Source organism: Collinsella aerofaciens (assembly GCF_964283865.1).
In the GTDB taxonomy this organism is placed as follows: domain Bacteria; phylum Actinomycetota; class Coriobacteriia; order Coriobacteriales; family Coriobacteriaceae; genus Collinsella.
Window position 1 is genome coordinate 1 of sequence record NZ_CAXYLS010000027.1, and the last position, 12,124, is coordinate 12,124.

Below are 12,124 nucleotides of genomic sequence, written 5' to 3' on the forward strand. Positions count from 1 at the left end.
CCCGGAGGAGTTCCGGAATCAGGCCCTCGCGGCCTAGTCGCTATTTAGGGCGTCCAAGATTTGGGACGCAGTTCACAGCCGAGGAGGGTCTTGTTGTCATCGCTATCTTTGAGCGCGGGCGCCTCGCGTTACAGTCCGCGAATCCGTACGGCCTCGGGCGGAAACTCCTGCTCGCCGGCATCGGTCTTGATGGTCGCGCGGCCCCAGATGTCCAGGCCCGCAAACACACCGACCGCAAGCGGCAAGCCGTTGGGCGACACCGCCGCGACCTGACGACCCAACAGTGGCACCATGTCAAAGTACTCGCCCAGCACCGGAGCCAGCGGGCCGGCAGCGCCCTGTGGTGTGTTGGCGGCAACCGCCCAGGTGTCCACGCGGACCAGCACGGCGGCGGCCAATGCCTCGATCAGCGCCTCATCTGCCATATCCACACCAAGCTCACCCAGCGCCGCACGCTCAATATCAACCGTCACCGCGGCAAACATGCCCGCAGCACCGGCACCGCCGTTCACGGCAACACGCGCGAGTGACGTCTCAAACGCAGGCGCACCGCACACGATGTCACTCGACCACTGGATACCCACCTTACCGGCAAGGCCCAGGCCCGGCGTCGACGTCGTGCCCACGAGCGCGTCCATCATGCCCATCGCGGCCACAAACGGAAGACCGTGGAAGGCGTGCATGTTCACGTCGGGGCGAACGACCAGCGAAAACGTCAGCGAAGCATCGCCCGCGCTCCACGCGCACCAGCCCGCGGACACGCCCTCGCGGCCCGCGTCACGCGCCGCGTCGAGCTCGGTGCCGGCGGCAACAGCATTCATCTCGATCATCTACATGCGCCCCAATTCGCCCACGATATGGCCCACGCGGTCCTCGGGCCCCTTGACCTCGACGCCGTTGTAGCGGAAGAACCGCGCCGGATCGTGCATCAGATCCTCGAGCGGCACCAGCACAAAGTCGCGCTCGCCGATCAGCGGATGCGGCAGGCGCAGCTTTTTGCCCCCGTGGGTCTCGCCGTCCATCCACAGCAGATCCAGGTCGATGGTGCGCGGGCCGTTGGCCTTGGCCTTTTTGGAGCGGTCGCGGCCCAGCTCGGCCTCGATCTTCATGAGCTCGTCGAGCAGCACCAACGGCGCCAGCTCGGTCTTGATCTCGATGACGGCGTTGGCAAACGCGTCCTGACGCGTCTCGTAGGCCGGCTCGCTCTCGTAGATCTTGGAGGAGTTGGACACGCAGGTGAGTGGAATCTCGGCGATCATGTCGCGTGCGGCGCGGATGTTGTCACAGCGATGCCCCAGGTTGGAGCCCACGGCCACAAACGCGCGGCGCGGCTGCGGCTTGGCAACCGCCCAGTAGCCGTTCAGGAACTGCGCAAAACCCGCGGCGTCGTGCACGCGCACGATGTTGGCACCGGCCTGGATGGCGCCCAGGCACACGCCAAACGTAGCGGCATCGCGCTCGGCGGCCTCGGTCACGCCCGAGACGGCGCCCACAAAGCGCTTGCGCGATACGGCGCACATGAGCGGATAGCCCAGTGACGCCATCTTGGCAGTCTCGCGCTGGATGACGATGTCCTCGTTAGCCGACTTACCAAAGCCCGGGCCAGGATCGATGCAGATGCGGTCGCGCGACACGCCGGCGTGGATGAGCGTGCGGGCCTGGTCGGACAGAAAGCCCATAACGCGGCGCATGATGGGCGCCGAATCGGGCAGGGTGAAGCGGCGGAGCTGAGAGGTGGGCACGTAGGCCTCCTCGCGGCGGGCGCTGCGGCGCATCATGGCCGCCAGGTGATCATTGGGCTCCGATGCGGCCTCGGTGGCTGCGGGCGCGGCCTCGGGCGCGGGCGCGACGGTCTCGGCGGCAGCAGCCTGCTCGGCGGCAGGCGTCTCCTGCTCGCTTGCAGGCTCGGTCGCGGGCTCAGGTTCGCCAAACGGCAACGAGGGCTGCACCACGCCACCCGGAAGCTTGGCCTCCGGCTTAGGCTCACCCAGCAACTTGCCGCGACGGCGACGAGCCGGCTTCTCGGCCTCACGCGCGGCCTCGGCAGCCGCCTCGCGCGCCTTCTCGGCAACAAACGCCGCTGCCGAGGTATCGAGCTGCACCGTTGCGTGCGTGCGGGTGGGCACGGCGACCTCGCCGGCATGCATCACAATGACTCCGCAGGTGCTCGTCTTAACAAACTCGACCATCTTGGGGTCGGTGAAGCCGGTCACGTCGTTGACGATCGAGGCGCCGCAGCGCACGGCCGCCTTAGCAACCGCCACGTGGCGCGTGTCGATCGAGACGATGGCGCCCTCTTTGGCCAGCGCGCGCACCACGGGCAGCACGCGGCGAGCCTCCTCATCGGGATTGACCGGGGTAAATCCGGGGCGCGTGGACTCGCCGCCCACGTCGATGATGTCGGCGCCGGCGTCGAGCATCGCCAGGCCGTACTCGATGGCGGCATCCGGGTCGAAGTGCTCCCCGCCGTCGCTAAACGAATCGGGCGTCACGTTGAGGACGCCCATGATGCGCGGACGGTCAAAGCTGAGCTCGTACTTTCCGCACCGCCATGTCTTGCTGTCGTTCGCCATGAACATCCTCCTAAAATGCCCACGCCGCCGCGCTCGGGCGCTGGCGGCGTGGTCGCTTTGCAATCAGTCTTTCTATTGTATCCGCGCACGCGGGCTAGAACGCAAACGCGGCCGCGATGTCGCAAGAAATCAGCAGGTCGGCATTTGCATCCTGATCGGTGGGGGCAAGATTGCAAATGGCCAGCGTATCGCCGGTAAAGTAGCGTGTAAGGCCCGCCGCCGGATACACCACGAGCGAGGTCCCGCCTACAATGAGGGCATCGGCCGCGGCGATGGCGGCAACGGCACCGGTCAACACATGCTCGTCGAGCGGTTCTTCGTAGAGCACCACATCGGGCTTGATGCGACCACCGCACGCGGGGCACACGGGCACGCCCGCGGCGTCCTCGTGCTCGCGCGAGCAAATCCACTCGGCGCTATAGACCGCTCCGCACGACTGGCAAATGTTGCGATGGACCGATCCGTGCAACTCAAACACGCGCTGCGAGCCCGCCATCTGATGCAAGCCGTCGATGTTTTGCGTCACCACGACATCGAGCTTGCCAGCTCGCTCCAGCTCGGCGAGCTTGGTGTGACAGCGGTTGGGCTTAGCGTTAAGCGCGATCATCTTGGTGCGGTAAAAGTCGAAGAACTCCGCCGGATGCGTCTCGTAAAAGCTGTGCGAGAGCATGGTCTCGGGCGGGTAGGCAAACTGCTGGTGATACAGGCCGTCAACGCTGCGAAAATCGGGAATGCCGCTTGCCGTGGAAACACCAGCGCCACCAAAGAACACCATGCGCTTGTGGGTATTGAACAGCTCCGCCAGCGCGGCGGAGGCCTGCTTGGGATCTGTTATCGCTTGCGTCATGTTTGTCCTCCGTCCATGTTGGTCGGGGCGGCTGCGATTGCGCCGTCGCCCACGGAGCCCACCCCGCCCCTGTTGCGCTAATCTTAAGCCTGCCAACCCCGTCGAAAGGACACCATGCCTCAGACTTACACTTTCGCCTCGTGGAACGTCAACGGCCTGCGCGCCGTGCTCAAAAAGGACCCGAGCTTTATCCAGATCACGCAAGAACTCGACGTCGATATCCTGGCGCTGCAAGAGACCAAGCTGCAAGAAGGCCAGGTCGATATTGACCTGCCCGGCTATCACCAAACCTGGAGCTACGCCGAGCGTAAAGGCTATTCGGGCACTGCGGTCTTTAGCCGCCAGGAACCGCTGCGCGTGCTGCACGCCGATGCGCTGCTGCCCTACGCCGGCGAGGGTGAGGCAGCTGAGCTCGTTGCCCAAGCCGCGACCGAGGGCCGTGTCTGCGCGCTGGAGTTCGACAAGTTCTGGTTTGTCGACGTCTATACACCCAACGCCCAAAATGAACTCGCCCGCATCGACGTGCGCATGGCCTGGGACGATGCTTACCGCGGCTTTTTGAACGCGCTCGAGCGCGAGACCGGCAAACCCGTCGTGACCTGCGGCGACTTTAACGTGGCGCACGAGGAGATCGACCTTAAGAACCCCAAGTCCAACCGCGGCAACGCCGGCTTTTCGGACGAGGAGCGCGGCAAGTTTACCGAGCTGCTCAACGCCGGCTTTACCGATACCTGGCGTGCGGCAAACCCCGACGTCGAGGGCGTCTACAGCTGGTGGAGCTATCGCTTTAATGCCCGCAAGAACAACGCCGGCTGGCGCATCGACTACTTCCTGGTAAGCGACGCAATCGCCGACAACGTACGCGACACCGGCATCCGCGGCGACATCTTCGGCAGCGACCACTGCCCCGTCACCCTTACGTTGGAGCTCTAACTCCAGCTGCCCCCGGAGACGAAGGAAAACGGATCATTTTGGGCCTCGTGAGGGTGTCCGCGTGACCCATCCGCCACGAAACACGCCCATCTACTACGTTTAAGCCACCACCCTCAACCACAGCGAACAACGCAAAAAGAAAACCGCAGGTAGAAAGCCTGCGGTTTTTCATAAAACGCGGTCATGGTCGGGAGTATCAAGCTAAACGTAGTAGATGGGCCAGTTTCGTGGCAAGCGCCGTCAACTGATTCCCTGGGGACATCTGGGGACGGAAGAAAATGGATCAATTTGGCTCTCTGAGGGCCACGATGCCCGTCATATCAGCCGGCCATTCCAAAACTATGCCGGTTTACGGGGCTGAATCGCGAACCCCCAACCATACGCAATTCCGAGATAATAAAACCGCAGGTGAACGGCTTACTCTATTTCGAAAAAAGCCGGCATGGTCTGCCTGCGCCAATCTAGCCCCGTAAACCGGCATAGTTTTGAAATGACACTTCGGCAGTATTGATTCCCGCCCCGACGCAACCAGCCCTACAGCCTGTATTTCACGACGACACGGTTAATGCGACGGCACCAAGGCTTGTACAAGGCGGCCAAAAACACGCAGGTCGCAAGGCCGTGCGTAATATCGAACGGCACTGCCGTGGCAAGACGCGCCACGGCACCCGCCCAAGTAAGCGGCTGTACAAAACCAATGATGTCATATGCGTTGATCACGACGCCATAGAGCAGGCCCGACGCAAAGCCGTACGCCAGCAGTACTGGCATGCGCACGGTGCCGTCGACGCGGTCGAACGCACCCGCATACGCTAGCGCGCCGCCAACATAGCCAACCAGCCCCCAGGCATACATCTGCCACGGCGTCCACATGCCTTGTCCAAAAAAGAAATTGCTGGTCAGCGCCGCCAGCGCGCCAACCATAAAACCATTGCGGCGACCAAGCGTCGCCCCCGCGATAATGGCGATGGCACTCACCGGTTTAAAGTCGGGAATGGGACCGAACAAGATGCGCCCCGCCGCGGCCAACGCCGCCAACACCAGCGTGGGCATAATCTGGCGCAGGCCCGGGCGCGAAGCCTCGTAACCCGCAAAGAACAGCGCAAGCACCAGCGCCACCACAACCAGCATGGCCAACGCTGCCTGCTCAACGCCCGCCAGCAACGCCGCAGCCATCACCGCAGGAACCGCCAGCAGCAGCGGGATTTCCATATGTTGCAAGACGCGTGACAACGGCAGCCCCCATCAAACGAATGTCCGTTTATGGTAGCACGGGCAAAATGAGGCCGACCAATCCCCCGGCCGACCTTGGCTGCCAGTCGATCAGGCTTTCGCCACGCGACCGGTCTTGGCGCTATTCGCCCGTAACTTTAGCGGCAATGGCCGCGACAAAAGGATCAAACAGCAAGCCGCCCACAACGACAAAGGCCCATCCGCCCACCACGAGGCGAACCCAGCGCGAGAAAAACGGCACACCGTCGATAACGCCAACGCCTGACTGAAACGCGACTTCAAATAGCCCGATAATGCAGAAGAGCAGAGTAGCGCCCACAACGGTTCCGCAAATCCGTGCGCCCGGAGTGTTCCGATCAAAACCAAAAAACTCAACGCACGTCTCAATTGCTTTGCCAAAGAGCGGCAAAAAACCCACGAACTGTGCAATACCGATGGCCAGAATAAGCTGCCCCCAGAAACCAGTAAGTCCCTGAAAATCTAAGCCAGGCTTTCCCTCAACAATCGGCAGAAATGAACACATGAATAGAGGATTAACGATGCCGTTGAGAATGGTCACAGCGGTACTCTTTTTTAGTGTCAAGTAGACCAACTCCTTTTGCCCTTGTCGGCCAGGCCCAAAGGGCGGAAGCGAATATTACATAAGTGAATCGGGAGACGGCAGGAATGGCGACACCAGCGCCGTCGCGCCAAACAGAACAGCGCACCCAAAAAGCAGCGTTTCGTAGCTCTCGCCAATGCAGAAGGAGAGGGCCACGGGAATCAAAAACGTAAGTCCCAGTGAAACGGTGCTCACCACGCCGCCGGCGCTTCCCGCAAGTCCCTCGCGCACCTCGGGCAGCATGTAGGGCAGCGACTGAACGACCGGACCAGCGACGGAGCTCGAAACGCCGATCGCAAACATCAGCCCCACAGAAGGATGGGAGACAAAAGCCTCTCCTGCCCACATAAGGGCACTTCCCGCCATTGCGGAGATGGCCATAAACACGCGATAATCGCCAAATTGCGCCCGCACATAGGGTCCAGCCACGCTGCCGACAATCGATCCAAGCGTCACGAAAGAGGCGAGAAGTCCAGCAGCCTTGGGTTCAGTTGAAGCCTCAAGCGCTGAAACAAGATAACCCGAGTACGCCGTAGCCGATGCAAGGGCAACTCCAAGCAGTATCGCCACGAGCCAAACTATCGGCATCTTGATTACCGCCGCAAACGCACTTGCCGACGACGAAGCAGGCTCCGCACCCTGAACGCCAAGGCCATCTGCAGCCTGCAGAACATCTGCCGATGGCGCAACCAGCAGCCACAGCAATCCAAACACGGCAAATAAAACGGCAGCAAGGGCATATGCTCGTCCGGGCGTTGCAAAGAGAGGAGAGGTTGCAAGCGAGCAGGCGATTCCGCCCGACCCCGCAGCGTAGAACCATCCCATGGCCCTATCGGTTTCTCCGCCAAAAGCGGAACCAAGCACTTTTAGAACGATGGCATTCACGACGCATGGTGCCGCGCCCAGAAGCATGGTCGCCGTGAACAGCGTCGCAAACGATGCGCACTCCGCGCGAGCAGCCGCTGCAATTGCAGAAATCGCCGACGCGATGAATACGAGCACCTTCACGCCATATCGATCGGCGCAAACGCCGACAGGCATGCCGAATACAACGGCAGGAACAAACGGGGCAAACAGGACGGCTGAAAACTCGGCCGAGGTCAGATGCAGGTCCAACACAACCAGATGTGCCAATCCCGACACCTGATACTGCGCGTAGTTCGCAGCAAACACGATGCCGCACACCACAAACAGCAGGGCATATTTTTCGACCGTCCCTTTGCTCACGTTCATCACCCTATCTATGCTTCATCCTTGCGATAGACGACGCGTCCGTTAAAGATCGTCGTCTCGACTTCGAGATCGCGAAGCGCCATCGGGTTCATTTCAAACGGATTGCCCGACAGGATGACGATATCGGCAAGCTTGCCGGCGGCAAGGCTGCCCAAATGGCGCTCAAAGCCCTCGACATATGCTGAGCCGAGCGTGTGCGCTTGCAGCGTCTCGCCGAGCGTCAGGGCATTCTCGCGGAAGTATCCCTCCGCCGGGTGCCCGTCAAACTCGCTACGCGTCACCGCAGCATACACGGTATCGATAGGATCGATTGACATCACCGCAGGCCAGTCAGTACCAAGCCCTAAGTGGATTCCGCCATCGGCCTCTTCCCTATAGCGCCACATGTGGCTCATGCGCTCTTCGCCAAGAGACTCCTCGTACACGCCCTGCCCAAGGCCTCCGATGGGATGCTGCGGCTGAATCGCAGCATTAATGCCCAGGCGCTTCATGCGAGCAATATCCTCGAGCTTCAGGTTATCTGTATGCTCGATAGCAAAACGCGCCCCCTTGTTGCCGCACACCTCCTCGGCACGCTCGACGGCATCGATAATCATCGTGGCCGATGCGTCGCCGATAGCATGGATACGAACATCGAAACCATTCTTGTTGGCCTCGAGCACCATACAGTCAAGCGTCTCCTGGTTGCACGCCGGCTCGCCGCGGAAGTCCTTTCCCGTGGGGGCGTTAAGATACGGCTCGTGCATGTAGGCCGTGTAGGCCTCGGGGCAGCCGTCCAAAATGTACTTGAGACCCGCCATGCGCACGCGCTCGCTGTGATGACGCGCACGCAGCGCCTGCGACTCTGCCATCGGAGCATCGAGCGCAGAATAGTAGCTGATGCGCAGCGTGCTCAGGTCCTCGCTCGCCAGTCGGTCATAGATGTCGTACACGCCGGGCGTGGTCACGCCCAAAGGATACATATCACCAATCGAAGTGATGCCGAGCTTGTTGAACTTGCGCATCGACTTGAGCAACGACGCATCAAGGTCCGGTTTGTTGAGCACAACATCGAGCAAGATGTTCGTCGCCTGGGGCTCGGACAGAAAGCCATTGGGCTCGCCGTTGTCAAAGTGGCGGATAAGGCCACCTTCAGGCGTCGGGGTATTGCGGTCGATACCGACCGCCCTGAGCGCGGCAGTATTGCACCACACCACGTGCATTGAAAAGTCCGAGAGCACGATTGGGCGGTCGATATCGAGCGCATCGAGGCTGCGGCAATCAGGGTCAGTCGGGTTTTCCCACGCGGGCGAATACCAACCCTGACCGTAAATCCACGGATTGTCAGGATGCGCGGCGGCAAACTTGGCAACAGCATCCACGCAAGCCCGCTCGCTCGGCAGGAACATCAGATCGCAACAGAAGTCTTCATCCTTCTGGATTGAACCAAGCGCAAAATGCATGTGTGAATCGTTGAATCCGGGCATGACCAGTTTGTTGCCGGCGTCAATAACCTCAGTATCGGGACCGATAAACGGCTGCACCTTGTCGGGAGAGCCCACGGCCACGATCTCGCTGCCGCGAACTGCAACGCACCCAGCGCGAGGCTCAAGTTCCTCGGCCGTAAACAGCGCCGTCGTCTTAAGGACGATATCGGCGGGAACCACCGATTCCATGGCTACTCACCATCCTTGGCGGCGGCAGCCTGCATGGCCTTGCGGCCGAGCTCGGGCAGGAAGAAAACCGGAACCACGGAAAGCAGGAAGCAGAGGCTCTCGAGACCCATGTTCATAGTGTAATCGGCACCGGCAATGGCGGAGATACCGATAGGCAGGAAATAGCTCATGAGCAGGGAGATGGTACCCACGATGCCGCCGGCGGAACCAGCGTACGTATCACCAATCTCGGGGAGGAGAACAGGCATGGACTGCATGATCGGCCCGTTGATGGCGGTAAAGAAGCCGTTGACGACCAGAATCGTCCACAGAAGGAAACCAACCGGGGTGTACCACGTCACGAACATCGATATGGCACCGATAAGAGTAGTGACGATGAGGAAGCCCTTGAACTTGCCAAGCTTATCGCAGAACGCAGGCCCCACGATGCAGCCAAAAAAACTGCCGACAGTAACAATTGCGGCCATGAAACCAGCAGTAGCGACGTCTATGCCCTTGCCAAGCTGAAGCGCCTGAGGCAGGAAACCGGCATAGGCAGTGGTAGAAGCAAGTCCAAAACCGACGCCAACGGAGATTAGCCATACGCCAGGACTCTTGATAGCAACCTTAAGGTAGTCGAGCACGGGCTCGGGTTCGGGGAGCGATTGCCCCTCGGGAACATCCCGGTCAAGCACAATCCAAAGAACCCAGGAGATGGTCATGACGACAGCAGCGACCATATAAGAGTTAAAGACGCTGCCGAACAAGCCAGCACAGATCTGAGCGACAACGATGGCAACGCACGAAGCCGCGTAGAACAAGCCCATGGCGAAACCAGTCTGTTCACGGAACCAGGTGCCGAGCACCTTGATGAGGTTGGCGTTGAGTGCCGAGATTCCCATGCCAATCAGGAACATCGATGCCATCTGCATCGTGAACGAATCGAGCGTAAAGCAACGGAGAAAACCGCCGGCAACCGAAATTGCGGTGCAAACCGTGACAACTTTCTTAGAACCGATACGGTCACCAAGGGCACCCAGCGGAATTGAGAAGAAAACGGCGGTAAGCATAGGAACGAGGAACAGCATCGAAAAGCCGACGGTATCGATATTGAGCATAGGCATGACCTCGACGGCGAGTGCTGAGACCTGGTACTGCATGTAGTTAGCCATAAAGCACAGCAGGCAAACGACTGAAACAATCGCCCAACGCCATGAAGGAAGCTTCTCTTCCATGATGACTCCTTTAATAAGTCGGAATAATCAAACAGCTTGGAGAACCGGGCCCTGGCTCTTAGGTATTCATATTTTGCGATTGGCCCCTCACCGAAACCATTCGGCTAACGGCTTATCATCATTCGAAAAAAGGAGTAGTATCTCTACGCAAATTAACTAAAATGCCAGCTAAACCACTACGCAATCTCATCGGAGGTCATCTTGAGCTTTTTGTCCGATTCTGAATGGCTCTGCTTAAACGATCTCGTGCTTTCGATTAATTCCATCGACAGCGACCGCGAGTTTCGCTCGACCGTCCTCAAAAAGCTGCGTTTTCTCATCCCCTACGAGTCGGCTGCATTTTTCCTGAGCGACCTTTCCAGGGATCTCGTATCCACCCCGCAAGAATGGAAAACGCGCGTCTTTCTTGACCCTCTTGGCATCGATGTCCCCGCTGGGATGCTCGAGCTCTACACCGAAAAGTACTGGCAGCAGGACATGATCGTCGCTCACCGCAATCTTACGCGCTCGACAGTGCTGCGCGAGTCCGATCAGCTCAGCCCTGGCGATATCGACAGCAGTTATATGAAGGATTATCTTGGCGGCCGCCACGTCGTCAACGTCAGTTTCTTTAATGACGAGGGCTTTTTGGGATCGCTCAATCTTAATCGCAAGAAAGAAGAAGGCGACTTTAGCGATCGTGAAGTTCAAATCCTTGAGCTCATCGAACCGCACCTCACAAACCGACTATCAAAATGGCGTGTACGCGCTGACCGCAGTTCGTCTGAAATCGTATTTGCTCACGACTACGACGTCTCAGCGCGCGAAATCGATGTGTGTCGTTGCGTGTTATCGGGCATGGACAATGCGGCCATCGCCGAAGAGCTCTCCATCAGCACCGGCACCGTTAAAAAGCATCTGGAGAACATCTTTCGAAAAACACAGGTCAACAGCCGCGTTGGGCTCATGGCGCTCCTTCAGCAGTACACGGCGCTCAAGCAGTAAGACCGTTCTCGCCCGCGAACCCGCTCACGCCCTATAAAACACGTTGTCGGCAAAGAAGTCGGCCGGGGGCTCCACGCAGGCAATCTCGCCGTCAAACATCATGGCGATGTCGTCGGCTACCTGCTCGGCAAAATCCAGGTCGTGCGTTGCCATGATGACGGTGCCGCCAGCCTTCGCATGGTCACGCAGGGCGCGAGCGATGATGCGGCGGCTCTCCAGGTCCAAGCCCTTCGTGGGCTCGTCAAGCAGCAGCAGCTCGGGGCCAATCAGCAGCAGCTTTGCCAGCGCGAGCAGCTGGCGCTGTCCGCCCGAGAGGTCGTAGGGGTGACGCGTCTCCAGGCCGTCCAATCCCAGTTGCGCCGCACGCTCCCGCGCCAAGTTCTCGTCATATCCGCAGGTCGAGGCCCATTCCATCAGCTCATCGTGAACCGTCTCGGCAACCAGCAATGCTTTGGGGTTCTGAGGCAGCAGCGCCGCCGAGGCCGCTCCGCGCACCATGCGGCCGCGCTGCAGCTTGGCGGTCTTCGCCAGCACCGAGAGCATCGTCGACTTACCGCATCCGTTGCCGCCCACGACCGCATGCACCGCACCGGCCGAAAACGCCACGTCGAGCCCGCGCAGCACCCAACCGCCCGCGCGATCGTAGCGAAACCAGCTCCCTGCCAGGGTGGTAGCCGACCCGCCGTGCATTTTTTGGAGTATTCTGCTCCCATCCGTGCGCGGGAAGGCTTCCGAGCCGTTCTCGAGCGACGTTTGCGCCACAAATTCGGACGATTGGGGGTGCGGACGATTTCTTGGACCGCGCCTAGGCGTATCCAAGCTTCCTGCGGTACTCCATCGGGCTCAGCCAC

At 60.1% G+C, this 12,124-nt stretch carries 11 protein-coding genes; 2 read left to right on the plus strand and 9 right to left on the minus strand.

Features of this window, described 5'->3' with window-relative positions; genetic code table 11:
* Positions 1-128 precede the first annotated feature (128 nt).
* From ACRX4W_RS09580 to ACRX4W_RS09590, 3 genes are all read right to left on the minus strand, one after another.
* Complete coding sequence (locus ACRX4W_RS09580) at positions 129-830, minus strand: hypothetical protein (protein ID WP_432300245.1); 702 nt, start codon at positions 828-830, stop codon at positions 129-131.
* A complete protein-coding gene (folP, locus tag ACRX4W_RS09585) occupies positions 831-2,573 on the minus strand; it encodes a dihydropteroate synthase (RefSeq protein WP_117840346.1) in 1,743 nt (580 codons plus the stop codon).
* 94 nt (positions 2,574-2,667) lie between these two features.
* Positions 2,668-3,420 carry an NAD-dependent protein deacylase gene (locus ACRX4W_RS09590; protein WP_117840347.1) on the minus strand — a complete coding sequence of 251 codons (753 nt, stop codon included), beginning with the start codon at positions 3,418-3,420 and terminating at the stop codon, positions 2,668-2,670.
* Between the two features lie 114 nt (positions 3,421-3,534).
* Between ACRX4W_RS09590 and ACRX4W_RS09595 the strand changes: the two genes are divergently transcribed.
* Complete coding sequence (locus tag ACRX4W_RS09595) at positions 3,535-4,353, plus strand: exodeoxyribonuclease III (RefSeq protein ID WP_117840348.1); 819 nt, start codon at positions 3,535-3,537, stop codon at positions 4,351-4,353.
* A 534-nt stretch (positions 4,354-4,887) separates the two neighbouring features.
* On the opposite strand, the gene ACRX4W_RS09600 is transcribed toward ACRX4W_RS09595, so the two are convergent.
* The 5 genes from ACRX4W_RS09600 to ACRX4W_RS09620 all read right to left on the minus strand — a co-directional run bounded on the left by ACRX4W_RS09600 (position 4,888) and on the right by ACRX4W_RS09620 (position 10,289).
* Positions 4,888-5,586, minus strand: coding sequence for a DUF6580 family putative transport protein (locus ACRX4W_RS09600; protein ID WP_231500818.1), 699 nt, complete (start codon positions 5,584-5,586; stop codon positions 4,888-4,890).
* A 121-nt stretch (positions 5,587-5,707) separates the two neighbouring features.
* A complete protein-coding gene (locus tag ACRX4W_RS09605) occupies positions 5,708-6,145 on the minus strand; it encodes a hypothetical protein (protein WP_117778675.1) in 438 nt (145 codons plus the stop codon).
* 78 nt (positions 6,146-6,223) lie between these two features.
* Positions 6,224-7,414: an MFS transporter gene (locus ACRX4W_RS09610; RefSeq protein WP_432300248.1), complete on the minus strand. Its 1,191-nt coding sequence runs from the start codon at positions 7,412-7,414 to the stop codon at positions 6,224-6,226.
* A 14-nt stretch (positions 7,415-7,428) separates the two neighbouring features.
* The gene (locus ACRX4W_RS09615; protein WP_432300249.1) at positions 7,429-9,075 is read right to left on the minus strand and encodes an amidohydrolase; all 1,647 of its coding nucleotides are present in this window, start codon (positions 9,073-9,075) and stop codon (positions 7,429-7,431) included.
* A gap of 2 nt (positions 9,076-9,077) precedes the next feature.
* The gene (locus tag ACRX4W_RS09620; RefSeq protein WP_432300251.1) at positions 9,078-10,289 is read right to left on the minus strand and encodes an MFS transporter; all 1,212 of its coding nucleotides are present in this window, start codon (positions 10,287-10,289) and stop codon (positions 9,078-9,080) included.
* A gap of 210 nt (positions 10,290-10,499) precedes the next feature.
* On the opposite strand from ACRX4W_RS09620, the gene ACRX4W_RS09625 reads away from it, so the two are divergent.
* On the plus strand, positions 10,500-11,273 hold the full coding sequence (locus ACRX4W_RS09625; protein WP_124785727.1) for a helix-turn-helix transcriptional regulator: 774 nt from the start codon (positions 10,500-10,502) through the stop codon (positions 11,271-11,273).
* Positions 11,274-11,297: 24 nt separating this feature from the next.
* On the opposite strand, the gene ACRX4W_RS09630 is transcribed toward ACRX4W_RS09625, so the two are convergent.
* Positions 11,298-11,963: an ATP-binding cassette domain-containing protein gene (locus ACRX4W_RS09630; protein ID WP_432300254.1), complete on the minus strand. Its 666-nt coding sequence runs from the start codon at positions 11,961-11,963 to the stop codon at positions 11,298-11,300.
* Between the last annotated feature and the right edge of the window lie 161 nt (positions 11,964-12,124).

Coding starts and splice junctions, on each gene's coding strand:
- ACRX4W_RS09580 (WP_432300245.1), bottom strand. CDS start 830: ATGATCGAGATGAATGCTGTTGCCGCCGGCACCGAGCTCGACGCGGCG.
- folP (WP_117840346.1), bottom strand. CDS start 2,573: ATGGCGAACGACAGCAAGACATGGCGGTGCGGAAAGTACGAGCTCAGC.
- ACRX4W_RS09590 (WP_117840347.1), bottom strand. CDS start 3,420: ATGACGCAAGCGATAACAGATCCCAAGCAGGCCTCCGCCGCGCTGGCG.
- ACRX4W_RS09595 (WP_117840348.1), top strand. CDS start 3,535: ATGCCTCAGACTTACACTTTCGCCTCGTGGAACGTCAACGGCCTGCGC.
- ACRX4W_RS09615 (WP_432300249.1), bottom strand. CDS start 9,075: ATGGAATCGGTGGTTCCCGCCGATATCGTCCTTAAGACGACGGCGCTG.
- ACRX4W_RS09620 (WP_432300251.1), bottom strand. CDS start 10,289: ATGGAAGAGAAGCTTCCTTCATGGCGTTGGGCGATTGTTTCAGTCGTT.
- ACRX4W_RS09630 (WP_432300254.1), bottom strand. CDS start 11,963: ATGCACGGCGGGTCGGCTACCACCCTGGCAGGGAGCTGGTTTCGCTAC.